Raw genomic sequence first — 25,480 nt, forward strand, 5'->3', positions numbered from 1 at the left:
CGGACGCGCGAGACGGCCGCTCGACGTCTGCACGCTCCGTGCTCGCCCGGCGCTCAGTCGGCCGACACGCCCGTCGTCTCGAAGCCGGCGGCCGGCTCGGACGTGTCGGGGAGGTCGAGCGTCAGCGCGACGCCGTCGCCGGTGAACTCGATCGTGGCGTCGCTCGGTCCCCGCGTGTACTCCGCCGCGTGGTCGCCGTCCGGATCGAATCGGACGCCCTCGACCAACAGGGGCGTGTCGCTCAGCCGCTCGACCTTGCGGTAGGCGGTCGAGAGCGCGATGTCACACGTCTCCGCGAGTTCGCTCGTCGTCATGGCCGTGTCGGCGGCGCGGAGGATCGCGCGGCAGTCGGGGTCCGCGAGGAGGTCGAACGACTCGTCCAGCGTCTCGTCGCCCTCGGTCGCCGTGATCGATCCGGTCGCGTGCGGAGCGTTTCGCTTCATGTACGTAGATAGCGCTTCCACACACCCCAACACCGCCCCTGTATATACGGGGTGTTTTATAAGATCGCGCGGAGGCGGCGGGCGGAGCGTCGACGTTCGAGCCTCTCGGCGTTCGAACCTCTCGCCCCGGACGTACCCCCCGCGTCGTCAACGTTTTGACCGCCGGCGAACACGGACGAACGTGAATGGGGTCCGGAATTAGGGCGGAAGTCTCGCTTCCGGTGTCGCCGCCGTCGCCGTTCGCGGAGGTCGTCGACGGCTCGACGCCGATCTACAGCGTCGCCCGCAGCGGCCCCAACGGCGACGCCGACACCGTCGCGTACGAGTTCATCACGGACCGCGACCTCCGGGTCTCCGGCGACGCGGACGTGGTGTTCGACTACGGCACCAAGGCCGCGTATCGCTTCGAGACGCCGTGCCGCGGCGACTCGCCGTTCACGGTGCTCGACCGCCACGGGATCCCCGCCTCGGAGACGACGATACGCGACGGGCGGCTGATCGTCACGTTTCACGCCACCGACCTCCCGACCCTCCGATCGGTTCTCGACGGGTTTCAGGAGTCGTGTGCCGACATGAAGGTGTTACAGCTGCTCCAGTCGTCTTCGACGCCCGAGGAGTCGGACCTCGTCACCGTCGACCGGAGCGATCTGACCGAACGGCAGCGAGAGGTGCTCACCGCCGCGTACGAGGCGGGATACTTCGACCACCCCAAGGGAGCCAACGCCGGCGAGGTCGCCGACTCCCTCGGCATCGATCGTTCGACGTTCTCAGAGCACGTCGCCGCCGCACAGCGGAAACTGCTCTCGACCGTGCTCGAATGACCGCGATCGCCGCCCCGGTCGAGCCGCAGCCGCGCGATCGCGTCGTCGGGTGATCGAATTCCGAACCGACAGGAATCCGATCCATCCTTGATGAGCGTTCGGATCGAATGTGTACGTATGACCGACGCACAGAGACACACCTTCGTCTGCCCGGAGTGTCGCCGGTCGATCGAGGTGGACGGCGCGATGCGGGCGACGCTGCTCGACGCGGGCTGTGTCGTCTGCGGCGCGGCCGTCACCGAGGCCGACATCGACAACCCTTCTGCCACGAGTACGCCGACGGCCGACCGCCTCTCCTGAGCCGTCGGCGGCTCGGCAGGCCGCTCCCCCCGCGCTGTCGTCCCGCAGCCCCGCTGTTTCGCCGCCGTGCCGCCATCCAGAGGTCGCGCCGTCGTCTAGTCTCTCGCGTCTCGTATCCTTTATCCCGACGTACACAGAGGTGTGCGTATGGCGACGAACAGCGAGGCCGAGATGTCCCCCGCGGAGGTCGACGCGTTTCTGTCCCGACACGAGACCGGCGTGCTCTCGCTCGCGCGCGACGAGACGCCCTACGCTATCCCCATCTCGTACGGCTTCGACACGGAGTCGCGAGACGCGTTCCTCCGGCTGGTGTCGACCCCGAACAGCGAAAAACGAGAGTTCCTCAGGTCGGACCCGACGGCCCGAGTCGTGGTGTACGAGGAGGACGGCGACGAGTACGCCAGCGTCGTCGGCGTCGGCACGCTTCACCGGGTCGACCTCGACGAGCTGACGCCCGAGACGATCGCACAGTACGGCGAGACGCGTCGGCCGCTCTTCGAGATCTGGGCGGACGGGAAGTCCGACCTCGACATCGATCTGTATCGGTTCTCCCCCGACCGGCTCACGGGACGGACCGTCGTCGTCGATCGAGACGACGCGTAACGCCGTTTGGCCTTGTTGAAACCCTCATTCGATGATAGGTTTCAGCAGTCCTGCTGAATAGAGGGCGCGTCTCTCTCAGAGCGGTATCTCCAGTCCCTCCTGTTCCAGCAATTTAGGTATCTGTCCGAGTTCGAAGCGAATCCGCTACGTACGTTCGCGCCTCCTCCTTCGCCAGTCTACTCAAAAATGCGGAGGAACGATCCTTGACCTCGGGCTTATCTTCCGTTGCCGTTCGAGGGGAACGCGTCCGCAGCGTCCTGTGCCGCTTCCTCGGTGCAGTAGAAGGCCACGAAGCTGATGGCGTACTTGCCGATGTTCTGGGCGGTGACCTCGCCATCCTCGGCGACTAGTTCCTGAACCGCCAGTTCCCGACCGGCCTTGACCACTGCGTAGACGGTGCAGTAGTCCGTGCCGAAGGTCGCGGAGACGGGCTCGAACGCCTCGTCCTCTTTGCTCTCGAAGCTCCCCGGCTCGTAGGTCACGAGGCTGCCGTCCCCGTCCTCAAAGACGAAGTCGTAGTCGACGCACTCGTCATCCACTTCTTCGGTGCAGGCGAACTCGTACTTCGCGAGGAGTTCGTCGCTGGTACATTCGTCGCAGGTTTCGTCGATGATGGTGCCGGTCGCCATATCGCCGTTGGTGTAGCTGTAGGCGTTCCCGTTGAACGTCATGTCGAGCGTGGCAGTCCGGCTTCCGTTGCTCTTGTCGAGAACGACGATGGCGTCGTCGGCGCGGCTGGAGCCGACGAGATCGCCCGTCCCAGCAGCGCGGACTGCCAGCCCGGTCAAAGACGACCCGGCGTCAGTCCCGACGACGGTCGCTGCGATGTTCCCGTTCCCATCGGGGTTCTGGTAGTCGATGGTGTACAGGGTGTCGTTGTTGTTCGTGTGGAGGAACATCGTCCCCGTCGAGTCGACGACGATGTCCGCCCCGTTGACGGTCGCCCCGTCGATCGTCCCAACCTCGGTCGCCACGGGCGGCGATACGTTGCCGTCAACCGTGTACAGCTTGTTCGTGTTGTTACTCGCGACGTACAGGTTACCATCGAGGCCGTACGCGGCCAGGACAGACAGCGTCGGCAGGCCGTTAATCGCTCCCTTGTCGGAAAACGAATCGCCACTGACGTCGTACTCGCCGAGGTGGGTCGTGTTCCGGTCAACGAACATCACCGTCTCGCCGTCCGGGGTCGCGGCGATGGCGTCGACGTTCTGGAAGTTCCCGCCGATGGATGTCACCTGGGTGAGTACAGCCTCACCGGCCGTGCTATCGAGGTCGACGCTGAACAGCTTGGTGACGTTCTCGGCATCGACCGAGTGGCTGAGATAGATTGTCTCGGTCACCGTAGCGTGTGAACTGGCGGCCGCACTCCCAGCGAATGCCGGTACTCCGAACGCCCCGATACCTCCGATAACCGCTGCGGTCTTCAGTACGTTCCGACGCTTCATCCCGTTTCCCGGCGTAAGTTCTTCTGCTGTCATTGTAGTCACTATTCGTGAAGAGCATCAGCCCCCGTCGTAAGGACAACCCCACCGCCAGGTAGGTCGCTCTCTGTACAACTGTACACCTCCTCACAGTATAAACCTATGTACACACGGTTATATGCTAACGGTGTACAACGTCTCTACACTCATCTGGCTACGGAAACCTCCGGAACGGGTACTCCGCTGCTGACTTTACCCTCTGTATTCAGCAGCCCCTTCCTCTCGAAATTATGGACAGTCGGACTCCTCGTGTGAAATAGCGAGGCTTCGCTCCAGATTGTGAACGATGCACTTGATAACGAGTTCGCGGAACTGCTTCCACCAGAGACGCGACCGCACGAAGGCCCCGAATTTCTGTTTGATCGCCGCGTTGACTGTCTCGTTCATGTTCCGTCTGTGGTAGAGATCGTTGTCCAACCGTGTATTCCACGCCTTGTGGAGTGAGGTGAACTCACGATGCTTGATTAGTGGTCGAATATCATGCTCACGGGCGAGCCGCCGAAGTTTCTGGTCGTCGTATCCCTTGTCACCGGTCAACACCGCGATGGACTGTCTGTTCCGTTTCACTACCTGTGGCGCGATTTGCGTATCGTGCTTCCGCGTTGTGGTCACGTGAATATCGAGAACGGCGTTGGTCTTTGTATCGACCAACAGTGTTGTCTTCAACTGCTGGATGGTGAGGTTTGTTCGCTTCGTGTAGTGAGTTGAAGCATGAGCCCGTTCAAACCCGGATGCATCGATGCCGGTGACCCCGTTCAGTGGCAAGTCCGCGAGCGAGACGTTCAGTAACACCCGCCAGACGGCCATCTCCAGGCGGCCGAACGCTTTGCAGAGCGTCGAGGGTGCAGGGATCGACTCAAGGCCGAGGGCCTCACGGATGCGAGGCATCTCGATGAGCTCATCAACGAGGTCGCGGTACGTTGTCGTCTTCTTCACCTTGAGACAGAGCAGGACAACATGTTGCCGGAGCGTGAACCGCTTCCGTGAATAGCGTGTCGAGAACCGTGCCACAGCACGGCGAGCCAGCACCATAGCCCGTTCAACGAATCGAAGAAGTCGTGACTTTGGGAGAGCATCCATCTTCCTCCAGCTACTCACCAGTCATGTTTGTCAGCAAGGGTTTCAACAAGGCCCGCCGTTTGCAACGCGGGCCGCGCGCTCCGTGACTGTGACTCGCGAGATCCGCCCCCGGAAGCGCCGCCGACGGGTCTTTCTCCCCGCCGGGTGATGTCGAGGCATGCCGACCGTCAGCGACACCTACATCGAGAACCGCCAGCGCGTCCAGCCGACGCACACGAACAACTACGAGTCGGCACACGGGGGAAACGTCGTCAAGTGGATGGACGAGGTCGGCGCGATGTCCGCGATGCGTCACGCCGGCGAGACCTGCGTCACCGCCAAGATCAGCGAGCTCGACTTCAAACGACCCATCCCGCAGGGAGACACCTGCGTCATCGAGTCGTACGTGTACGCGGCCGGCCGCACGAGCGTTCGCGTCCGCCTGCGCGCGTTCCGCGAGTCACCCCGAACCGGCGAGCGAGAGGTGACGACGGAGTCGTACTTCGTGTTCGTCGCGGTCGACGCGGACGGCGATCCGACCCCCGTTCCCGACCTCGAAACCGCCGGAAATCGATGTCGTACCCTCCGTGACGCGGCGCTCGACGCTGAACCCGACGACGTGATGTAACACTAATTTGACACGGAGATAGCACGGCGATCCCCGTCAGGGTACACGATTAATCCTGCGGGAACTCGGGGATTTATAATTAATGAATGTGATGCAACTCGCGTCGCATGTTGATGTCAACTCATGACACGAGTCGTCGACGGCGAAGGGTATCGGAGAGCCAACGGGGGGGAGACGCGTGACGTCCGGCGTTGATGTCGCGATCGCGGCGCTCCCGCTTCTGCTTGCGGGCGTGCTTCTCGTCGGCCTCCTCTGGCCGGCGACCCGCGCGATGCCGATTGCGTGGGTGACCGCGATCGGGGTCGGCTACTTCGCGTGGAACATGCCGGTCAACTGGCTCGCCGCGGCGTCCGCGGCGGGCTTTATGACGGCGATCGAGATCCTCTGGATCGTCTTCGGCGCGCTCGTCCTCTTGTACACGCTGATGGAGGCGGGGGCGTTCGACCGGATCAACCGCGGGTTCGCGACGGTCAGTGACGACCGCCGCGTCCAGATCGTGTTGATCGGGTTCTTCATGGCGACGTTCATCGAGGGCGCAGCCGGGTTCGGGACGCCGGCCGCCGTCGTCGCGCCGCTGCTCTTGGGCCTCGGCTTCCCGGCGCTCGCCGCCGTCGTCGCCGGCATCATCGGACACATCATCGCGGTCACGTACGGGGCGGTGGGGACCCCGATCGTGGTCGGGATCCAGAGTCCGATGGAGAGCGTCGAGTTCACTCGCACCGCGATCCAAGAAGGGGGGATGACCGTCCAGGAGTTCTCCGTCAACGTGGCGGCGTGGGCGGCGACATATCACGCCTTGGTCGGGTTCGTGATGCCGCTTTTCGCCGTCGGAATGGTCGTCTACTTCTTCGGTGACCCGGAAGAGCGGTCGCTGAAGCCGGCCTGGGAGGTCGCGCCCCTGTGTATCGCGTCCGGTATCGCATTCGCCGTGCCGTACTGGCTCTCGGCGTGGTTCCTCACGGCCGAGTTCCCGTCGCTCATCGGATCGATGGTCGGCGGCACGATCATCCTCAGTATCCTCCGCGCGGGGTACCTCCTGCCGGACGACGAGTGGGACTTCCCCGAGCGCGAGAAGTGGGAAGACCACTGGGTCGGTTCGATCGAGCCCGGCCAGTCGAACGGCTCGAACGGCTCTGACTCGCTCGAAGCGGAGGCCGCCGACCTCGAAGGCGGCGAGGACATGACGCTGTTCAAGGCGTGGTCGCCGTACGTCCTGCTCGTCCTGCTCCTGGTCGTGACCCGTGCTGTCGACCCGATCTCGAATTTCATCAACCGAGACATCTTCGTCGTCAGCTGGGGCGAGATCCTCGGAACGTCGCTTAGCGGTGCGGTCGCGTGGATGAACGTGCCGGGCTTCTGGCTGCTCGTGAGCGCCGTGCTCGCGATCCCGATATTCAGCATGTCGGGTAACGAGGTCAGCGAAGCGTGGAAGGAAGCCGGCCGGAAGATCGTCTCGCCGTTCATCGCCTTAGTGTTCGTCATCGCGATGGTGCAGGTGATGCTCCAGTCCGGCGCGCATCCGGGCGCACCCGAAGTCGGGAGCATGATCGTCCTGCTCGCGCAGACGACCGCCGGCCTGCTCGGTGCCGCGTACCCGGCGTTCGCCTCGCTCATCGGCGCGCTCGGTGCGGCGATGGCCGGATCGAACACCGTCTCGAACATCACCTTCGGCGCGTTCCAGTTCGAGGCGGCGACGCAGCTCGGGCTTCCGCGGACGATCATCGTCGGCGCGCAGGCCGTCGGCGGTGCCATCGGGAACCTCGTCGCGATCCACAACCTCGTCGCCGCGCTGGCGACGGTCGGTCTCCTCGGACAGGAGGGTCGGGTGATGCGGCTGAACCTCATCCCGCTCCTCTACTACGCGTCGGGCGTCGGAATCCTGTGTCTGCTGTTCAGCTACGTGCTGTTCCCGACCGTGTTCTAAATTCCGCTAGAACGCTGTCGCAGTTTCTTTTTTTTGATATGGTGTCGCCGTCGAAGCAGACCACAGCCAGGTTTCCTGCGACTCGGTGAAGTGCCGCTATTTTCGTGTGGGGTGTTGCGTCCCTAGCAATCCCCCGCCTGTTTCGCGTGAGACATACTCGTCGGAAGCCGGATCCTCACCGTTGTCCCTCCTAACTCGTTCGTGTCAAATGACAGGGTCCCATTCGACCGGCGAACAACATGATTGACGAACCAAAGTCCGAGCCCCGTTCCGTGGTTCAGTGAATTGATTTCTCCGTCTGCGGTCAATACGCTCCATTCTTGTTCCGGAATTCCCGGCCCATTGTCCCGTATCGTAATCTCAGTAATCGCATCTGTGTATCGATGGCGAATATCGACGCGTGGGCGCGTCTGCTCCGAGTGAATAATTGCATTCTGTACCAGTTCTCGGATCGCCGCGTCGATCTCACGTACAGTATTCGCTTGACCGCCGGTAGCCAGATCAACATTCAGCGTCGCATCAGGATAGTGTTTCTGTACGCCCGAGACGACCTCTTTGAGTATCGGAACGACGTCGATATCCTCCGTTTCACGCTTTCGGGTCAGAAGCTTGGTGATTCTCTGTTGATTTTCTCCCATTTCGACGAAGGTCTGGCTTTTCTCGAGTATCTTCTCAGCCCACGGCGTCACCGTGTCCGATCCATGCTCTCGGATGCGTTGTGCCGCCCCCATGATCACATTCATATTGTTCCTCACGTTATGGCGGAAGATGCGCCCGAGCACTTGCAGATGTTCGCGGTTTTCCTGCTCTTCAGAAATATCTATAATATGAACAACGTAGCCATCAATATCGCCATCATGGGTCCGTAGCGGTGATCCTCGTGATTCGCCCGAGAAGACGTGTCCGGTGTTTTTCTGGTAGTTGATGATCTTCGGTTTGTTCGGGACAGCTGTCGCTTCAAGCACGCGTTCGATATCGGCTCCATTGTCTGTGATTGTGCGCAGATGGTCTCCTTCGATTTCGTCAATATCATATCCAAACAGATCGGTGAATCCCGGGTTGCACGTCGTAATATTGCCCGCAGTATCCGTCACTACGACTGCGCCGCTGACGTTTTTGAATAGTGACTCGTATCGCCTCTTCTGTGCGCGCACTTCGTGGGTCCGCTGCACCTGTTCTGTAATGTCCCGGACGACACCGATACCGCTCTCCGGATCTCCGTCCGCGTCGAATTCAACTTCTGCTATCTCTCGAACCCATCGTGTCTCACCCTCTACCACGATTCGGTGTTCTATGTCGTACCCGCCGTTCTCCAATGCGTCATCCCATGCTTCTGTTACTTTGTCACGGTCGTCAGGGTGAACGATTGTTAGAAACCGTTCATACGTCATCGCTGTCCCTGGTTCTAGGCCGAAGATCCGATAACATTCATCCGACCACTGGAGGTCGCTGGTTTCGATTTCCAAGAACCAACTCCCGACGTGTCCGACTTCTTGCGCCTGTACGAGGTGGGTCTGGATCTCTTGTTCTCTTTCTTGTTGATGTGTGATATCCCGCGAAATAACTGCAACACCTCGCTCACCGTCGTAGAGTTCTACGGGGACAAACCGCTGCTCAGTGTATATCTTGCCAACCGAGTCTAATTCGAGACCAAATCCTAAAGACAACGTTTCTGTCCCATCCGGCTCTTGGATCCATTCACCGACATCGGGTTTGTCATCTTCGAGGAGCGAATCGATCACGTTGATGAACCGTGTGGGATCTTCGTCCGGTGCAGCCATCGACTTGGTCACCGGTCCGATCTGCCGCCCCTTCATCGCTTCATGTGAGACACCTGCAAACTCAAGTGCCGCATCGTTAGCAAACTGGATGCGCTTGTTATCGTCAACGAGGTATGCAACTTCATTCATCGCCTGCACGACGAGTTCGTAGGTTTCTAAGCGCTGTTCGCGCTCTTTTTTGTCGGTGATGTCTTTTTGGAATCCGACGAAGGTTTCCAATTCGCCGTTTTCGTCTTTCACGGGAGAAATGGATAACTGGTTCCAGAATTTGGTCCCGTCCTTACGATAGTTCAGTAGGGTCGTCTCAGTCGACTCAACCTCGTTAACGGCGTCGCGGATCGTTTCGATTTGATCGGGGTCGGTCCTCTCGCCCTGAAGGAACCGGCAGTTCCGACCGATGGAGTCCTCCTTTTCATAGCCCGTAACCTCGGAGAACCGCTTGTTTACGTAGGTCATGGGGTTATCTTCCTGTGACGGATCGGTAAGCGTGATTCCGACCGGCGCGTTTTCGAGCGCACGCGTCTTTTGTCGGAGTTCGGTTTCACGCCGTTTTCGCCCAGTAATATCATTATAGATTGCGACAAAGTGAGTTACGTCTCCCGAGTCATCTGTCACCGGCGCAATCGTGTGGTTGGCGACGAAGTGTGCTCCGTCCTTGCGTTTATTCACGATTTCGCCACTCCAGACTTCGCCGTCCAGAACAGTGTCCCATAGGTCGGCGAAAAACGCATCGTCGTGCTCACCGGAATTGAGAAAACCAGGTTTCTTTCCGAGCACTTCAACAGCTGTGTATCCAGTTAGGTCCTCGAATTCTGGATTTACGTATTCGATCTGCCCATCTGCGTCGGTAAAGAAGACGGCGTGTCCGGTGTGTTCGACCATCTGTTCGAACTTCTGTAGACGTTGCTCGCGTTGCTTCTGTTCGGTGATATTCCGTGTCGATCCGACAATGTGCGAAACCGTTCCATTGACCAGTACCGGTGCGATTCGCGTTTCCCACCACGATCCGCCGTCGAACGTTGACAGGTATTCTTTGTATTGGACAGGCTGTTGTCCGCTGACACACTCTTTGTATTTTTCACGGACATGTGCGCTGTCCGCTTTCCCGGTGATTTCACGGACTGTTTTCCCTTGTAGTTCGACGGCTGAAGTGCCCGTAACTGTCTCGTATGCGGGGTTAACTCGCTTGACACGGAACGTCTCTCCAGCGTTTTCGACTGCGATGACAAACAGCCCGTCTTGTGTGTTGTTGAATAACGTATCTGCCTGTTCAGCCTTGTGTCGATCTTCTGTTATGTCGCTGAGGACAATAGTCACGCCCTCGTCACCCGGGTGGATTCTGACCTTACACCACTGCCCTGCTCTCTGGGGAGAACAATCGAACGAGGCTAGTTCTCCGGTTTCGATTGCCTGCTCGATTGTGTCTCGAACCGTCCTGTCCCTCTGATTCTGGAATACGTCACAAATGTCTTCGCCAAGGAGAGACTCGGCGTCGGCATCAAGCAGTGTCGTCGCGGAACTGTTGACGAATGTGATCCGGAGTGTATCGTCTAGTGCCACGACACCGTCAGACATGCGTTCGAAAATCTCACGTCGCACCTGGTGGTTCTCTTCTGGATTAGTTGCTGGTGATCCTGGTTCGCTCATTGGGATTCTTTTGTATTCTCTGTTCGAGATGTCGTGTCGTGGCCGTTGCTCGTGGCACTATCTTGATCCGTTTCGGTCGGTGCGGGCAGTGGCGGATTTTGCGTCGGGGTCTTTTCAACGAGAGCGAAATAACGACATATATCGCAGACGATCTGTCCGAATATGTCTGGGTTTGTGCTCATGTCTGTGGCACGGTACGTCCGATGCCCGTAATTTCGAAGCGAGCGCCACCTGACTCGCTCTCGGCCGCTCGTATGCTCCACCCGTGAGCATCCACGATCTGGTTGACGATACTCAATCCGAATCCGGTTCCGGATGCCCTCGTCGAATACCCGGATTCGAATACCTGACCGTAGCTCTGCTCTGATATCCCCGGACCGTCGTCCTCGATATATACGCCGTCGTCCAGCGTGCCAACCGTCACCGTGACACCGGAGCCGCCGTGTTCGACTGCATTTCGGAGCAGATTCTCAAACGCTTGTTTCATGCGACTGGGGTCTGCTCGAATCGAGGTCTCCGTGTCGATCTCGACCACGAACGAGGCTGCTTCCGTCTCGACAGTGTCCCAGCATTCCTCGAACAACGGTGCCAGCCGGACCGATTCGACCTCGGTGACGCTTTGTCCTTGACGAGCCAGCGTCAGCATGTCGGTGATCAGCGCCTCCATCCGATCGAGAGCGTCCTCAACGTGTGACATGTGCTCGTTTTTACACTCTTCTCTGGCGAGTTGGAGCCGGCCTTTCGCCACGTTTAATGGATTTCGAAGGTCGTGAGAGACGACGCTGGCGAACTTGTTGAGGCGGTCATTCTGCCGCTTCAATTCCCGAGTTTGCTTTCTCTGGCCGGTGACGTCACGCTGTGTACCGAGATACCGGACGAGAGCGCCATCCCCATCGTACACCGGCGCGACCGTCAACTCGTTCCAGAACGGCGTTCCGTCCTTCCGATAATTCTGGAGTTCGACGGTGATCGGCTCTTCGTTCTCGATTGCCTCTCGAAGCTTGGCGACCGTCTCCTGGTCGGTTCTTTCACCCTGGAGGAACCGGCAGTTCCGACCGAGGACTTCCGTTTGCGGATATCCCGTGATGTCTTCAAACGCCTCATTGACGTACACTATCGGGTTGTCTTCCTGCTGTGGATCAGTCAGGATGAGTGGTGAGTGGGCGTTGTCGATCGCCGTCCGGAGGATCGCCAGTTTACGCTCGGTGGCTCGTTGCTCCGTGATGTCAGTGTTGACCGCGACAAAGTGCGTGATCTCTCCCGACTCGTCTCTCACCGGCGCGATCGTCTGATCGATGATGAACCGTTCGCCGTCTTTCCGCTGGTTAACCACGTCGCTCCGCCAGACGTCGCCGCTGAGGATCGTCTCCCACAGGTCGCTGTAGAACGCCTGATCGTGCTCGCCAGACTTGAGGAACTGCGGTGTCTCCCCGATCGCTTCCTCAGCGGTGTATCCGGTCAACTCCTCGAAAGCCGGATTAACGAACTCGATGACGCCGTCTCGATCAGTACAGTAAATCGAGTGACCCGAGGCCTCGACAGCCCGCTGAAACTGTCGAAGTTTCCGTTCGCGCTCCTTTCGTTCAGTGATCTCCGTGATGAACCCGACGATCCGCGCGATGTTGCCGTCGCCGTCGTAGATGGGCTTTCCTTGAACGTACACCCACCGTTGGTAGTCCTCGCCTGCGTTGACCCGATGTTCGACTTCAACGGTCTCCCCGTCTTGAAGCCGTTCGACGGCTTGTGCTACCTCTGCCCGATCGTCGGGGTGCGTCGCCTCCAAAAACGACAGCGGATCGTCGCGGAAGCGGTGTATCGGAAGGTCGTACAGCTCCGCAAACGCGGAATTGATGAAGATCACGTCATCCATGTCCGCAGTGACGATCCAGAGTACGTTTTGCGTCTCTTCAGCGAGTTCCACGAGCCATCGTTCGGTCTGGTTTGCGCGTTGCTCTGACCGGCGCTGAGAAACGACGTTGTCGATTCGATTGGCCAGAAGCTCGTAGCGCTCTGCGCCCGTTCGCTTTCGTAGATAGTCCGTTACTCCCTTCGAGATCGCCTTGCTCGCAATCTCTTCGGATCCCTCCCCGGTAAAGAGAATAAATGGAAGATCCGGATACGTCTCGCGGATCTGTTCGAGAAACTCGATGCCGTTGCATCCCGGCATATCGTAGTCGGAGACGATACAATGGACGTCATTCGCGTCGAGATACTCGAGTGCCCCTTCGACACGGTGTTCGCTGTGAACCGATATCGAATCGTGCTTTTTTTCGAGAAACGACGCGCTGAGATCTAAGATCCCTTCGTTGTCATCGACGTGAAGCACGTTGATTTGTTCGCTCCTCGTAGTTGGACCCGTGTTCAACACGCATCCGAACTCGCCCTGCCGTGACTGGGGGTGTCCCTCCGCCCGTGACGTTGGATCTCCGCTAGGCATGTAGATGTGTTACTCTGTCGTGAGTTGCTGAACCGTCTCGCTGATCTGGTCGACGTTCTCTGCTTGTTCCTCGTTTGCCGCGGCAATGGTTTCGACCTCGTTGGCGACCGAATCTGCCTGCTCGACCAATTCGTCGACCATACTCGCCACTTCCTCGGTGCTTGCGGCTTGGTCTCCGGTTGCATCGGAGACCTCGCGGATACCCTGTGACGCCTCTTGGACGGATTCAGCGATGTCTTGTAGCGTGTCCATCGCTGTGGTGACCTGCTCGATTCCCCGATTGACTTCCTCCGTCGTTTCTTTGAGGCTGGTGACTGTTTCTGCCGTGTCTTCTTTGATGTCCGAAACCATCCGTTCGATCGTGCCCGCGTGCTCCTGTGAGTCCTCGGCGAGACTCTTCACTTCGTTTGCAACGACTGCGAACCCGTCTCCCGCTTCGCCGGCACGAGCGGCCTCGATCGAGGCGTTCAACGCGAGCAGATTCGTCTGTGCTGATATGTCGTTTATGACTTCGACAATTTCGTCGATCTCGTTGACGCGCCCTTGGAGCTGTTCGACGTCGGTGGCGACGGTCTGCGCGGAGTCGTCGACCCGTTCCATCATTTCGATCGCTTCCGTTGCAGCCCCTCGACCCTCTTCTGCAAGCTCCTCGGCCTGCTCGCTCACTGCGGCCACTTCATCTGCCGTCGATGCGATTTCTTCGACAGTGGCGGACATGCCCGAGACTTCGCTTGCGACCTGGTTCATCGACTCCGCTTGCTCTTTGGTTTTCTGACTGATTTTATCTGTACTTTCTGTGATGTTTTCAGCGGTCCGCATGGCCTGCGTTACTTGCGTATCGACATCGTCGATGACCCGGTGTTGTTGTTCCAGTTCGGACTCAAGCTGTTCGCTGTACGACTGGATGTAGGTATCCATAGCCACCTGCTGGTCGAGGTTCATTACTTTCAACATCGACTGCATGCGCTCGGCGAGTTCATCGAGCGCCCCTTCCGGTGTGAGAGATCCGCTCTGCTGTGCCGCAGTGCCGCCGTCCGTCTGTGCGAGATTTGTTTTCAGGTCATCGACGACGGCGTCGATCAGCTGCCGGTAAAAGATACTGTAGGCACCGAGATAGATCTTCGGTCCGAGATCCAGCATATCATGTATTTTCCCGATTCGGGCGCGGGTCTCGAAGTGACTCTGGCCGTACTCTCCGTCGAATAAGCCTTTCAGATACTCTCGCTGGTTCTGTTTGAGCGCTTCGATGCCTTTGCTCGAACGGCCGAATATCTCGAGGGTTTCATCGTACGATTCCAAATGCTCGTAAAAATCCTCAACCGCATCGTCAATGACCGGCTCGACAACGCTGTTCAGCTCCGAAAGTCGCTTCTCGTCTGCTTGCTCAAAGTTTGTGAAGTCCTTCCGCCACGCGATTTGCTGTTGGTCGATCCCAAGTTCATCTATCAACCGTGTCCCGTCTACCTGTTTTCGATCCTCCGCTGTTATCCTGTCAGCCATTCCCAGTCTAGGAACACACCACACACACATCATCGTCTGGGCTTGTATACGAGGGTTTTCTTCTCTAAAACCCGAACATGTGGGGGTTGTATCTACGTATCGAGCGAACTCTCGACACCATGTAACAGCTCGCCAAACAGCGTCTGTTCTGCCCGCTGGATATGTTCGTGGAATGTCGAGTTTGAAAACTCGAGCATCTCTGCGAGTTCCGTCCCACTCATACGCCGAGGTGACTCGAAGTATCCACACCGGTAGGCCGTTTCTACGACTTCGCGCTGCCGAGGGGTGAGAGATTCGAGCACGCCCGTTGGTGCTCCGTTTTTTGTATCGAGTGCGGTATCGGACTCCCGCTTAGCGAGCAGTTGGGCGTCAGTAAACTCCGACATGATCAGATCGATCGCCTGCCGGGACCCCCCTGTCTTCGGAACTTCCAGTGCCAACTGGCACCGAGTCCCGTCAGCGACCAGTCGGCGTACGACAAATCCTCTGTCGGACAGCGCCGCGCCGATACACAGTTCCGTCAACCGAAACCGAACCAACGTGTCATTCGTCCGCTGCATCAGAGTGGCGCTCTCGATCTCGTCCAACTGCTCTGCCGCGTGAACGACCTCTTCCGGCGTTCCGTGATCGACGCTGGCGAAGGCGAGCGCCGACGCCTCCGTCCGTGCGACGATCGAGGTAATTGTAATATCACACCCGAGAGCGGTAGCGAGCCGACAGAACAGGGTGGAGTCGTCTCTGATCTCGAACTCCAACTCCATCGTCTGTGTCGTATGCAGGGCCGCTTTTTGCTCGATCGTCGCAGCCGTGTGAGCAACCAAATCGCAGAGTTCCCGTAAGACGGACCTCAGCGAATCCGGGAATCCAGACGTCGTTCCCGCGTACACGGTGAGAACACCGTAGAATGCGTCCTTGTAAATCAGAGGGATACTCATGACGGATCGGAACCCCCGTTTTATCGCCTCTTTTTGCCAGTCGCTGTGTCGAACGCTGGTCGCGGTATTTGACTGGTGACGCACTTCCCGAGACTGCGTGGCCTGTACCGCCGGCTCAGTGTCTGTCCCCTCATCTAACGTGAGAGAGACACTGTCGAGATAGTCTTTTCCCGCGCCAGCCTGCGCGTGTGGGGCCACCGTTTTTGTTTCGAGATCCGTGTGACCGACCCAAGCGAACTCGATCGAATCCGACGTGACGAGACACTCACAGACCGCCTGCTCGAGTTCGCCTCGCGTGTCCGCATGGACGATCTCGTGGCCGATATCCCGGATCCGTTGATTCAACGACTCGACTTTCTCCAACTCCCGTTTGTGGTCTTCGAGGTCTTGTTCCCGTTCGTTGCGGTCGAGCGCCCCTTCCGTCACAGCACCCAACGTCTCTACGAGTCTGACCGTCCAGTCGTCGAACCGCTCCGGTCGGGCGTCGCCCGCGATGAGAACGCCCCAATCGCCGATCGGAACGGCGAGTTCACTCCGGAGTGCTCGCTCGAACTCGTACTCCGTCTGCCGTGTTCGGAAGTCATCGACGACGGCGGTCTGTCCCGATGTGAACGCATCCCATTCGACGCCATCTCCGGGTTCGAAGGGAGGCAGGTGGGCGAGCTGCTCAGGAGCGTCGCTTGCGCTTGCATGGACAGTCGGCCTGAGTTTCCACTCATCTTCGCCGAACGCATAAAATGCGACAGTAGAGACATCGAGGATATCGGCCAGCGTCTCCACCGCCTTTCGCGTTGTCTCCGGTCCCTCCTCGGCGTTGAACAACTCCTGGATGGCATCGTTGAGCGTCGCTATCCGGCGCTGGTACTCAAATTGGTCACTGACGTCCTGTATCATCTTAAAAACGACGTCGTCACCCTCTAGCTCTATCCTCTTCGTAGTGATCTCGACGGGGACCTCGTCGCCGCCTGCTGTGACGATAGTCGTTGGCGAACCGTCGGGTAGGTGTCGCCACGTCTCTTTTCGCTCGGTTGTGTCCGTGAATATCGAATCGTATCCGTCGCGGTTCTCGGCGGGATGCACAGACGCTCGGTTTTCCCCGATGAGATCGGCTGCCGGACGGTCGAGAAGTGTCCCGGCAGCCTCGTTCGCTTCGAGAATATCTCCAGTCGTGGGATCGACAGCAACTACCGGAACTGGTGCCATCTCCAGTAGCTTCTGATAGCGTTTTTCTGCCCGCTGTCGGGCCTGTTCCTGCTCCTTGCGTTCGGTGACATCTCGGAAATAGACGGCTATTCCTCCGTCGCTGTTCGGATACGCCTGCACGTCGAACCATCCATCGAGCGCCGGATAGTACTCGGTAAACGAGGTCGGTTCTCGGGTGTTCATCACCGCTCGATACCGGGCTTCGAATGGCGTGTCTCGGGCGGCTTCGAACACGTCCCAGATACTCCGGCCGAGTATCTCTGCTTCGGACGTGTCTAGCAGTGTCTCGGCCTGATCACTGACGAACGTGAACTGCCAGTCGGCGTCCAGTTCGAATATTCCGTCGGTAACCCGGTCGATAACCTGCTTTCGCTTGCGTTCTTGTCGTTTGCGCTCGGTGATGTCCTCTTGTGTCCCCAAAAATCGGACGAGTTCCTCGTCGGTGTCGTACACCGGAGTGATCATAACGCTATTCCAGAACTCGGTTCCATCTTTTCGATAGTTGCGGAGTTCCGCTGTCACCTGCTCTTGGTTGTCGATGGCTTCTCGAAGCTTTCTAACTGGTTCCTCTCGGGTGCTTTCGCCTTGGAGAAAACGACAATCTTGGCCGATAACCTCCGATTCTGAATATCCAGTTATCTGTTCGAATGCTTCGTTTGCATACGAGATGGGAGTATCGTCTGCTCCCGGCTCCGCCATTATAAGGGGCGAATTTGCCTTCTCGATTGCCCGCCAGAGGAGGTCCTTCTCGCGTTCCTGTTCCTTGCGTTCGGTGATGTCTGTTGTAGTGCCAAACCATTCGACGATTTCACCGTCCTCCAGTATTGGCACCGCTCTTGAATGCGTCCACCCTGTGGTGCCATCAGCGCATCGTATCCGGTGTTCCAATTCGAACGGGCTCTGTGTCTCGATCGCCTCGTCGATCGCCTGCTTCACCCGAGCGTGGTCCGTTTCTGGGACATACGCTTGCCATGTGCTTGGCCGATCGGTCGAGACGAAATTATCCTCGGCAAGTTGGTAGATCTCCGACCAGTCTGGACTCATCCGATAGATGCCATCTGTCGTGGCTCTCATCAGCGCATCGAGCCGGTTTTTACTCTCGTATACTTCCTGTACGGCGCGTTTTTCTCCCGTCACATCGTCGAACAAAACAGCGACCGTATGATCGTCAGGCTCCCCGACACGATACATGTGAGCATCTATCCACTGATCATCGAGCGTCTCGAAACGCGTTATGAACCGGGTGGATTCGCCCGTCTGTGCGACGGTGGTGTACGCATCGAATATGTGGGCGTCGCTGTCTGGCTCCAACTCGCGTACCGATTTGCCTTCTGTATCTTGCAACCCAGTGAGCGCTTCGAATGCTGAATTCGATTCAACGAACCGGTAGTCTACCGGCTGGCCGTCCTCGTCGAAGTCGAACGTAATAACACAGATAGCTTTGTCCAGTGACTGGAACAGCGCCCGATACGTCTCGTCCGTTTGCTGCTCCGCGCCTCTGTCTCGCTCGACTGGTCGCCACCAAACACGGCCGCGGGCACCGACTTTTTTGGTCTCAAGTGTGCCATCTTCGACGAGCGTCTCAAGTTTATTATAGATCGTTCGGTCGGTACAGTCGAACGATTCGGCGACTTCCGGTGTGGTGAGCGGCGTGCCGGGCGGTCCGAGCGCGTTGAACACGTCGCTGACCTCCGAAAGTGTGGGAACCGAACTCATATCCCTTGTTACATGAGAACAAAAATAATAGTTCCGTCAACAGAATACACGGAGTTCGTTGCTCTGGAACCGGAATCCGTGTAAAATCTCAGCAAGCTGCCGTCGATACACCCGTGACTTCTCGTCGCGATCGTCGAAAAAACCAGGAATCGGCCGGTATCGAGCGCGCGGTGGCCCGATTACAGGATGCCGGCGGCTTCCGCGGTCTCGACGATGTCCTGTGCCATCTTGTTCGTCGCCTCGTCGACCATCTGGCCGTCGACGCTCACTGCGCCCTGGCCCTTCTCCATCGCCTCGGCGTAGGCGTCTACGATCCGCTTCGCGCGCTCGGCGACCTCCGGGTCCGGCGCGAACACTTCGTTGCCGATCTCGATCTGCGACGGGTGGATAGCCCACTTGCCGTCACAGCCGATCATGTTGGCGTTGTTGGCGGACTCGCGGAACCCTTCGGGGTCCTCGATGTCGGCGTACGGGCCGTCGAGACACGGCAGACCGGCGGACTTGGCCGCGGAGTTACACTCGGAGAGCGCGTGGTGCCAGTAGTGTCCGGGGTACTCGGGGAACTGGCCGATGTCGAGTCCGGGCGTCCCCATCGCGGCGGAGTAGTCGCCGGGACCGAAGATGATAGAGGAGAGGCGGTCGGAGGCGTGCGCGATGTCGTGGACGTTGTGGATCCCCTCGCCGTCCTCGATCTGGGGTTCGAGACCGATGCCGCCGACCTCGAGGTCGTTGTTCACTTCGATCTGTTCGAGGAGGTTCTCGACGGTGTGAATGTCGCTCGCGGACTTCACCTTCGGCACGATGATGTCGTCGATGAACTCGCCGGCCTCGCCGACGACGGTGATCAGGTCGTCGTACCACCACTGCGTGTCGATGCCGTTCATCCGGAAGCTGAGGACCTTGTCGCTCCAGTCCTCCTCGCGGGCGGCCTCGATGAGCGGTGCGCGGGCGTCCGGCTTCGCGTTCGGCGCGACGGAGTCTTCCAGGTCGAGGAAGACCTCGTCAGCGTCGCTGTCGGCCGCCGAATGCATCATTTTCTCGTCGCTCGCGGGCGTTGCCAGCTGCGTCCGACGAAGAGTAACGTCCGTCATGTGTGACGGATGGAGGACGAACACGCACGAAAATAAATCTACCTCACTTGGTTTTCTCTGAGACGAAAACGAGTATATCCCGTGCGGCGCGTTCACATTACACTCGCGGTGCTGTCGATGGCGGGGGCGGCGGCGGAACAGCGGTGGAGCGTCGGAACTGCGGAGGAGCGACGGAGCAGCGGAGCGGCGGCGACTCCCGGCGAGCGGTCAGGGTTCGAGGACGACCCGGAACCGCGCTTCGTTGTCGATCATGCGGTCGTACGCCGCGTCGACCTCCTCCAGTCCGTACGTCTCGACCTCGGGCGTAATCTCGCGGAGCGCGCTGAACTCCAGGGTGTCCTGGGAGTCGCGCGCGTGGCCCGACCCCCACCCCTCGACCGCGCCGAGCGACCCGACCAGCTCCTGGACGTTCACCGACACCGGCTCGCCCGGGACCCCGACGGCGACCACGGAACCGCCGATCCCGAGCCCGCCGACGACCGACTCGATCGCGTCGCTCGCCGGCGCGGTCGAGAGGACGACGCTCGCGCCACCGAGTTCCTGTAGCCGCGCCGCCGGATCGGTGTCCGCGGCGTTCACGAAGTGGTCCGCGCCCAACTCGCGGGCGAGCGGCTCCTTGTCGGGGCTCCGCGAGATCGCGACGGTCTCGTACCCGGCCGCGTGCGCGTACTGCACACCGAGGTGTCCGAGCCCGCCGACGCCGACGACGGCGACGAGGTCGCCGGGCTGCGCGTCGCTGTTCCGCAGGGCGTTGTACGTGGTGACCCCGGCACACAGGAGCGGCGCGGCGTCGACGGCGTCGAGGTCGTCGGGGATCGCCGCCAGCGCCTCGGCGGGAACCGTCGCGTACTCGGCGTAGCCGCCGTCGAACGTGAGGCCGGTGACCTCGGCGTTCTCGCACTGCAGGAACTGCCCGCGCCGGCACGGGTCGCAGGTGAAACAGTGGCCGCCGTGCCAGCCCGCGCCGACCCGATCGCCCGCCTCCCACGCGCTCACGTCGTCGCCGACGGCGTCGATCCGTCCCGCGATCTCGTGGCCCGGGACCCGCGGGTAGCTCACCCCGGGGAACGTCCCCTCCTTGACGAAGGCGTCGCTGTGACAGATCCCGCAGGCCTCGACCGCGACACGGACCTCGTTCGGGCCGGGATCTGGAACCTCCCGCTCGACCATCTCGAACTCGCCGCCCGCCTCCGGTACGACCGCGGCTCGCATGGTGTCCGTCATCGGCCGTTCATCCGGGCGACGCGCGGGAAAACCTGACGGCGGCGGGGATCTGACCGGCCGACGCGCGCCGGACGTTTCCCGCGGCTGAAACGACATATCAAATATAATACAAACGCTTAACTCGGGGCGGCGGCCACCCGCGACCGACGATGACGACGAGCGGGGACGGCGACGTCGCGGGGGACCGGTCGGCGGCGTGGACCGAGACGCGAGCGAGCCACGAGACCGAGACACGAGGGACCGAAACGAGGAGAGGAGAGCGCCGAGGGGCCGGGACGTGAGCGAGGGGCCGACGCTTCGGATCGGCGACGAGGCGGACGACGACCCGCCCGGCGCGGTGCCCGCGCCCGTCCCTCCGGACGACCCGGAGGCGTGGTACGCGCCCGACGTCCGCGCGCAGTACGAGCCCGCTCCCGGCGTGGTGGCGACGGTGCGCGAGCGCGACGGCGGGCGGTTCGGATACGACGTGCGCGAGCCGTTGCTCTCGCCGGCCGACGAGCGCGCGCTCGACCGCGTCCGCGGCCACTTCTCCGCGGTCCGCCACCGCCGACCGCTCACGCGGGTCGGCGTGGTGGAACGCGCCGCGGCCGGCTTCGAGCCCAAGTACGAGCGCGCGCTCGACCGGCTGCTCGACGCGAGCGCCGCAGCGCGCCGCCGAATCGACTACCACGCCCTCCGCGACCTCCGGCTGCTCGGCGAGTTGACTCCCGTCGCGCTCGACGACCGCATCGAGATCGCCGACGTCGGCGACGAGCGCGAGCTGGTCGTCCACACCGAGACGTTCGCGCCCCTCGAAACGGGGATCGACGCGGACGCCCCGTACGTCGAACGGGTCGCGGCCGAGCGGCTCGCGCAGTACGCCGTCGAGTTCGCCGGCCTCTCCGTCGACGTGGTGATCTACCGCGAGCGACTCCTCGGCTCCGACGCCTTCGAGACGAAGTACGCCGCGCTCGAACCCGACCTGCTCCCGGGAGACGCGGCGCTCATCGAGGAGTGTAAAGCGCGGATCTGGGAGACGTCGGTGAACGGCGTCGTCGACGATCGCGAGTCGTTCGTCGACGCCCACGCCCGTCGGTTCCTCACGCAGCGGCTCACCGCCCGCGACACCCGCGCGTGGCTCGACGCGGCGGCTCACCGGGTGCGTTCGGCGCTCGCGTCACGCGGCCTCGCGGTGCCCCCGGTCGACTCGCGGTACGCCCGAGACCGCCTCGACGACCTCGCGTACTACGTGCTCCGCGACTTCGTCGGCGAGGGTATCTTGACCGTCCCGGTCCGCGACCCGAACCTCGAAGACGTGGAGGCGAACCGGGTCGGCGAGCGCGTGAAGGTCGTCCCGCGCTCGTCGGTCCTCCGGCGCGGCGACGAGAGTACCCCGACCGAGTCCGTCAGCACCGCCGGGCGGCGGGTCCCGACGAACCTCGCGTTCGCCGACGAGACCGCGTTCGTCAACGTCGTCACCGGGCTCGCGGCCCGCGACGGGACCGAACTCAACGCCTCGACGCCGTCCGCGAAGGTGAACCTCGACGTCGACGGCGTCGAGGAGACGATCCGGTGTGCGGTGGCGCTGCCGGTCATCTCCGAGGGCGGCCCGCACGTCTCCATCCGCAAGCAGTCGCCGGACGCGCTGACGCCGGTAGACCTGATCGACCGCGGGACGCTGTCCGTCGACCTCGTCACGCTGTTGTGGCTGCTGTATGAACACCGCGGCGTCGTCCTCTTCGCGGGGCCGACCGGCGTGGGAAAGACGACGCTTCTCAACGCCCACACGCCCTTCATCCCGTTCGACGACCGCCCCGTCTCGATCGACGAGGGGTCACGAGAGGTTCGGCTCCCGCACGAGACCGGGGTGTCGCTCACGACGCGCGACCACGAGGACGCCTACAAGTCGGTGAGCATGTCGGACCTGATGACCGAGGCGAACTACCTCAATCCCGACATCGAGGTGATAGCCGAGATCAACACGCCGGCGAGCTTCGAGACGTTCGCCGAGACGCTGAACACGGGCCACGGCGTGATCGGGACGACGCACGCCGAGGACGTGGAGTCGCTCGTCAACCGCGTGATAGAGCGCGGGCTCCGCCCCTCGCTGTTGCGCGAGATCGACGTGGTCGTCTTCCCGCGACAGGTCGGCGGCGAGCGGTACGTCTCGCGGGTGGTCGAACTGCTCTCGGCCGACGAGTACGAGGCGCTCGATCGGGACGCGACACACAGCCCGACTGGGAATCCGACGCACGGCGGGGCCGGCGTCGTCGACAAGGGCGAGACGACGGTGTACTACAACACGGTCGCGTGGCGCACCCCCGACGGCGAGTTCCGGTTTCCGGGCGCGCCGAGGGCTGACCCGTCCGCTTCCGGCGGCGTCGGTCCGGGGCCATCGCCGGCGCGGACGGAGCGAGCGCTCCACACGTTCGCCCGCCTGGCCGCCCGAACCGACCGCGACGCCGACGACGTGGCGGCCGAGTTCGCCGCCAAGCGCCGCTACGTCGAGTACCTCGTCCGCGAGGGCGTCGACGACGCGGACGACCTGTTCGAGTTCCTCGCCGACCTCCGAACCGACGAGGCCGCGACCGTCGAGCGAGCCGCGCGCACGATGCGCGATCGGCCGGGACGGGGATCGCCGTGAGCGCGGGTCCGCGATCCGGAGTTGGCGACCCCGCCGACCCGCCGGATGCGGGGGGCACGCTCGCCGCCGCGGACGACGACCTCCCGCGGAGCCGGCGCGCGTCGGTCGCAGACCGCGTGCTGTACGCGCTGTTCGCACGTCACGCGGACGACCGCCGCCACGACGCGGACCGAAAGCGCTACCGCGGGACCGCGCTCGGGACGGGGTTCGAGACGTACCTGTCGCGGGTGTACGGGCTCTCGTGGCTCGTTTGTGCCGTCGTCACCGTGCCGGCGCTCGTCGTCGCGTCGGGCGTGACGCCGTCGCTTCTCGCCGCGGTCGACGCGCTGTTCGGAGGCGACGCGCCGATCCCGGTAGCGGCGCGCTCGCGCCGATGGGTCGCACTCGGGATCGCCGCGGCCGCCGGCCTCCTCGCGAAGCGCGCGACGGTGCGGTTCGGGGGTGTCCACCTCCGGTGGCTGACGGCGACCCGACGGACCGACATCGAACGGACGCTCCCCGGTGCCGTCCGATACCTCGAACTGCTCGCCTCCGGGAGCGACGGGCCGCGGGCGATGGTCGCCAAGGCCGCCGCGAGCGACGCCTACGGCGGGACCGCGACCTCGCTGCGGAAGGCGCTCAACGCCGCTCGGCTCGCCGGGAGCCTCGACGAGGGGCTCCGCCGAGTCGCCCGCGACACGCCCTCGCGAGAGCTGCTCGCGCCGTTTCTCCTCAAGTTCCGCAAGCACGCCGCCACGGGCGACGCGGCGCTCGCGTCGTACCTCCGGACGGAGAGCCGAATGCTGGCGCACCGGCAGGACCGCGCTCGAAAGCGGGCCAGACGATTCTTGGAACTGCTCACGGAGCTGTTCGTCGCGGTGCTCGTCCTCCCGGCGCTGCTCGTGATCGCGGCGACGGCGCTCACCGTGGTGATCCCGGAGTTCCTCCCGCCGGTGGATACTCCCGTCGGCGTGGTTCCGACGCGCGCGGTCGTGCTTTACGGGGCGGTCGCCTTCCTCGTCGCGCTCGGGCTCGCGGGCGCGGTCGCCGTCGGGACGCTCCGTCCGCCGAACCAGCGCGCGAGCTACGATCGGCCCGGCTCGCCGCGGGCGATCCTCGTCTCCGCCGGGCGCAACCCGGCGAGCACCGCAGTCGTGGCCGCGCCGGTCGCTCTCGCCCTCGCGGCGTGGCTCGCGGTCTCGGGATACACCCTGGTCAACGTGGCGCTTCTCGCGTACGCGGCGTTCGCCGCCCCCGTCGGCGTCGTCGCGGGACGGCGCACCCGGATCGACGACGCGAAGGACCGCGAACTCGCCGACTTCGTCCACGCCGTCTCGGGGCACGTGGCGCACGGTCGGCCGTTCCCGGACGCGGTCGAGGCCGTCGCCCGCGACGCCGACCTCGGGGTGTTAGACGGCGACGTCGCCGCCCTCGCGTTCGCCCTCCGATCGACGACCGCGACGGGTGCGGTCGGGTGTTCGCCGGGGGAGATGGCCCCGTCGAGAGCGGGAGCGACGGGAGCGACGGGGGAGGGGGAGACGGGGTCGGCGAACGCGGGGAAGACAGACGCCGGAGAGACGACGGACGTTCGCGCGGCCGCGGTCGGCCGGTTCGTCGACCGCGTCGGGACGCCGCTCGCCGAGGGGACGCTCGGGCTCGTCACGGGCGCGTTGAACGCCGGCAGCGACGCGGACGCCGTCTTCGAGACGCTCCGGATCGAGGTCGGACAGCTGTACAGCGAACAGCGCGCGCTCCGTTCGTCGATGCACCCGTACGTCGCGGTCGGCTGGGCGGCGGCCGCGCTGGTCGCGGCCGTCGTCGCCGTCGTCAACACGCAGGTGATCGACGCGGCGCGGCTCGCGGAGGTGGCCGCCGCCACCGACTTCGTGACCGAACCCGAGACGGTCCACCCCGACCTCGAACGCTTCCGGCTGTACGTCGTCACGCAGGCGACGGTGCTCGCGTCGGGCTGGTTCGCCGGCACCGCCTCGCGCGGACGCTACGCGGCGCTCTTACACTCGGGGGTCCTCGTCGCCCTCTGTTATGCGGCGTTCACGCTCGGCGGGCTGTTGTGAACTGCCCGCC

17 protein-coding genes are annotated in these 25,480 nt (G+C 62.0%); 8 read left to right on the forward strand and 9 right to left on the reverse strand.

Features of this window, described 5'->3' with window-relative positions; translation table 11 throughout:
- Positions 1 to 53: 53 nt before the first annotated feature.
- Positions 54 to 443: a winged helix-turn-helix domain-containing protein gene (locus NO930_RS06305; RefSeq protein ID WP_137783524.1), complete on the reverse strand. Its 390-nt coding sequence runs from the start codon at positions 441 to 443 to the stop codon at positions 54 to 56.
- A 185-nt stretch (positions 444 to 628) separates the two neighbouring features.
- Between NO930_RS06305 and NO930_RS06310 the strand changes: the two genes are divergently transcribed.
- The 3 genes from NO930_RS06310 (at position 629) to NO930_RS06320 (ending at position 2,167) form a co-directional block, all read left to right on the forward strand.
- Complete coding sequence (locus NO930_RS06310; RefSeq protein WP_137783523.1) at positions 629 to 1,264, forward strand: helix-turn-helix domain-containing protein; 636 nt, start codon at positions 629 to 631, stop codon at positions 1,262 to 1,264.
- A gap of 117 nt (positions 1,265 to 1,381) precedes the next feature.
- Positions 1,382 to 1,564 (forward strand): DUF7560 family zinc ribbon protein, encoded by a 183-nt coding sequence (locus tag NO930_RS06315; RefSeq protein WP_256402876.1) that lies wholly within the window; start codon positions 1,382 to 1,384, stop codon positions 1,562 to 1,564.
- 147 nt (positions 1,565 to 1,711) lie between these two features.
- Entirely contained in the window at positions 1,712 to 2,167 is a 456-nt protein-coding gene (locus tag NO930_RS06320) for a pyridoxamine 5'-phosphate oxidase family protein (RefSeq protein WP_137783521.1), read from the forward strand.
- A 215-nt stretch (positions 2,168 to 2,382) separates the two neighbouring features.
- Here NO930_RS06320 and NO930_RS06325 read toward each other — a convergent pair whose 3' ends face one another.
- Positions 2,383 to 3,507, reverse strand: coding sequence for an NHL repeat-containing protein (locus NO930_RS06325; protein WP_256402877.1), 1,125 nt, complete (start codon positions 3,505 to 3,507; stop codon positions 2,383 to 2,385).
- 369 nt (positions 3,508 to 3,876) lie between these two features.
- Positions 3,877 to 4,728 carry an IS5 family transposase gene (locus tag NO930_RS06330; protein WP_256403152.1) on the reverse strand — a complete coding sequence of 284 codons (852 nt, stop codon included), beginning with the start codon at positions 4,726 to 4,728 and terminating at the stop codon, positions 3,877 to 3,879.
- A 157-nt stretch (positions 4,729 to 4,885) separates the two neighbouring features.
- Here NO930_RS06330 and NO930_RS06335 point away from each other — a divergent pair, with 157 nt between their 5' ends.
- Entirely contained in the window at positions 4,886 to 5,335 is a 450-nt protein-coding gene (locus NO930_RS06335) for an acyl-CoA thioesterase (RefSeq protein WP_137783520.1), read from the forward strand.
- 178 nt (positions 5,336 to 5,513) lie between these two features.
- On the forward strand, positions 5,514 to 7,259 hold the full coding sequence (locus NO930_RS06340; protein WP_256402878.1) for an L-lactate permease: 1,746 nt from the start codon (positions 5,514 to 5,516) through the stop codon (positions 7,257 to 7,259).
- A gap of 122 nt (positions 7,260 to 7,381) precedes the next feature.
- On the opposite strand, the gene NO930_RS06345 is transcribed toward NO930_RS06340, so the two are convergent.
- The 6 genes from NO930_RS06345 to NO930_RS06370 all read right to left on the reverse strand — a co-directional run bounded on the left by NO930_RS06345 (position 7,382) and on the right by NO930_RS06370 (position 20,781).
- The gene (locus NO930_RS06345; protein WP_256402879.1) at positions 7,382 to 10,687 is read right to left on the reverse strand and encodes a PAS domain S-box protein; all 3,306 of its coding nucleotides are present in this window, start codon (positions 10,685 to 10,687) and stop codon (positions 7,382 to 7,384) included.
- Between the two features lie 178 nt (positions 10,688 to 10,865).
- On the reverse strand, positions 10,866 to 13,013 hold the full coding sequence (locus NO930_RS06350) for a PAS domain S-box protein (protein ID WP_256402880.1): 2,148 nt from the start codon (positions 13,011 to 13,013) through the stop codon (positions 10,866 to 10,868).
- Between the two features lie 120 nt (positions 13,014 to 13,133).
- The gene (locus NO930_RS06355) at positions 13,134 to 14,624 is read right to left on the reverse strand and encodes a globin-coupled sensor protein (protein ID WP_049984505.1); all 1,491 of its coding nucleotides are present in this window, start codon (positions 14,622 to 14,624) and stop codon (positions 13,134 to 13,136) included.
- A 92-nt stretch (positions 14,625 to 14,716) separates the two neighbouring features.
- Positions 14,717 to 18,478: a PAS domain S-box protein gene (locus NO930_RS06360; protein ID WP_256402881.1), complete on the reverse strand. Its 3,762-nt coding sequence runs from the start codon at positions 18,476 to 18,478 to the stop codon at positions 14,717 to 14,719.
- 179 nt (positions 18,479 to 18,657) lie between these two features.
- On the reverse strand, positions 18,658 to 19,569 hold the full coding sequence (locus NO930_RS06365) for an HpcH/HpaI aldolase/citrate lyase family protein (RefSeq protein WP_137784100.1): 912 nt from the start codon (positions 19,567 to 19,569) through the stop codon (positions 18,658 to 18,660).
- A 207-nt stretch (positions 19,570 to 19,776) separates the two neighbouring features.
- The gene (locus tag NO930_RS06370) at positions 19,777 to 20,781 is read right to left on the reverse strand and encodes an alcohol dehydrogenase (RefSeq protein WP_137784101.1); all 1,005 of its coding nucleotides are present in this window, start codon (positions 20,779 to 20,781) and stop codon (positions 19,777 to 19,779) included.
- 161 nt (positions 20,782 to 20,942) lie between these two features.
- Here NO930_RS06370 and NO930_RS06375 point away from each other — a divergent pair, with 161 nt between their 5' ends.
- From NO930_RS06375 to NO930_RS06385, 3 genes are read left to right on the forward strand one after another with little or no spacing between them, the layout of a single operon-like run.
- The gene (locus NO930_RS06375) at positions 20,943 to 21,074 is read left to right on the forward strand and encodes a hypothetical protein (protein WP_256402882.1); all 132 of its coding nucleotides are present in this window, start codon (positions 20,943 to 20,945) and stop codon (positions 21,072 to 21,074) included.
- The gene (locus tag NO930_RS06380; protein WP_256402883.1) at positions 21,071 to 23,416 is read left to right on the forward strand and encodes a type II/IV secretion system ATPase subunit; all 2,346 of its coding nucleotides are present in this window, start codon (positions 21,071 to 21,073) and stop codon (positions 23,414 to 23,416) included. Before NO930_RS06375 ends, NO930_RS06380 begins: the two co-directional genes overlap by 4 nt.
- Positions 23,413 to 25,470, forward strand: a complete 2,058-nt coding sequence (locus tag NO930_RS06385) for a type II secretion system F family protein (protein WP_256402884.1) — start codon at positions 23,413 to 23,415, stop codon at positions 25,468 to 25,470. Before NO930_RS06380 ends, NO930_RS06385 begins: the two co-directional genes overlap by 4 nt.
- The last annotated feature ends 10 nt before the right edge of the window (positions 25,471 to 25,480 follow it).

The sequence above is a fragment of the Halorubrum salinum genome, from assembly GCF_024494575.1.
GTDB classification, from domain to species: Archaea; Halobacteriota; Halobacteria; order Halobacteriales; family Haloferacaceae; genus Halorubrum; species Halorubrum salinum.

What these genes read in the sequence shown, in the direction of transcription:
- NO930_RS06305 (WP_137783524.1), bottom strand. Translation starts at nt 443, where the DNA reads ATGAAGCGAAACGCTCCGCACGCGACCGGATCGATCACGGCGACCGAG.
- NO930_RS06355 (WP_049984505.1), bottom strand. Translation starts at nt 14,624, where the DNA reads ATGGCTGACAGGATAACAGCGGAGGATCGAAAACAGGTAGACGGGACA.
- NO930_RS06375 (WP_256402882.1), top strand. Translation starts at nt 20,943, where the DNA reads ATGACGACGAGCGGGGACGGCGACGTCGCGGGGGACCGGTCGGCGGCG.
- NO930_RS06365 (WP_137784100.1), bottom strand. Translation starts at nt 19,569, where the DNA reads ATGACGGACGTTACTCTTCGTCGGACGCAGCTGGCAACGCCCGCGAGC.
- NO930_RS06335 (WP_137783520.1), top strand. Translation starts at nt 4,886, where the DNA reads ATGCCGACCGTCAGCGACACCTACATCGAGAACCGCCAGCGCGTCCAG.
- NO930_RS06315 (WP_256402876.1), top strand. Translation starts at nt 1,382, where the DNA reads ATGACCGACGCACAGAGACACACCTTCGTCTGCCCGGAGTGTCGCCGG.
- NO930_RS06370 (WP_137784101.1), bottom strand. Translation starts at nt 20,781, where the DNA reads ATGCGAGCCGCGGTCGTACCGGAGGCGGGCGGCGAGTTCGAGATGGTC.
- NO930_RS06310 (WP_137783523.1), top strand. Translation starts at nt 629, where the DNA reads ATGGGGTCCGGAATTAGGGCGGAAGTCTCGCTTCCGGTGTCGCCGCCG.
- NO930_RS06320 (WP_137783521.1), top strand. Translation starts at nt 1,712, where the DNA reads ATGGCGACGAACAGCGAGGCCGAGATGTCCCCCGCGGAGGTCGACGCG.
- NO930_RS06360 (WP_256402881.1), bottom strand. Translation starts at nt 18,478, where the DNA reads ATGAGTTCGGTTCCCACACTTTCGGAGGTCAGCGACGTGTTCAACGCG.
- NO930_RS06345 (WP_256402879.1), bottom strand. Translation starts at nt 10,687, where the DNA reads ATGAGCGAACCAGGATCACCAGCAACTAATCCAGAAGAGAACCACCAG.
- NO930_RS06330 (WP_256403152.1), bottom strand. Translation starts at nt 4,728, where the DNA reads ATGGATGCTCTCCCAAAGTCACGACTTCTTCGATTCGTTGAACGGGCT.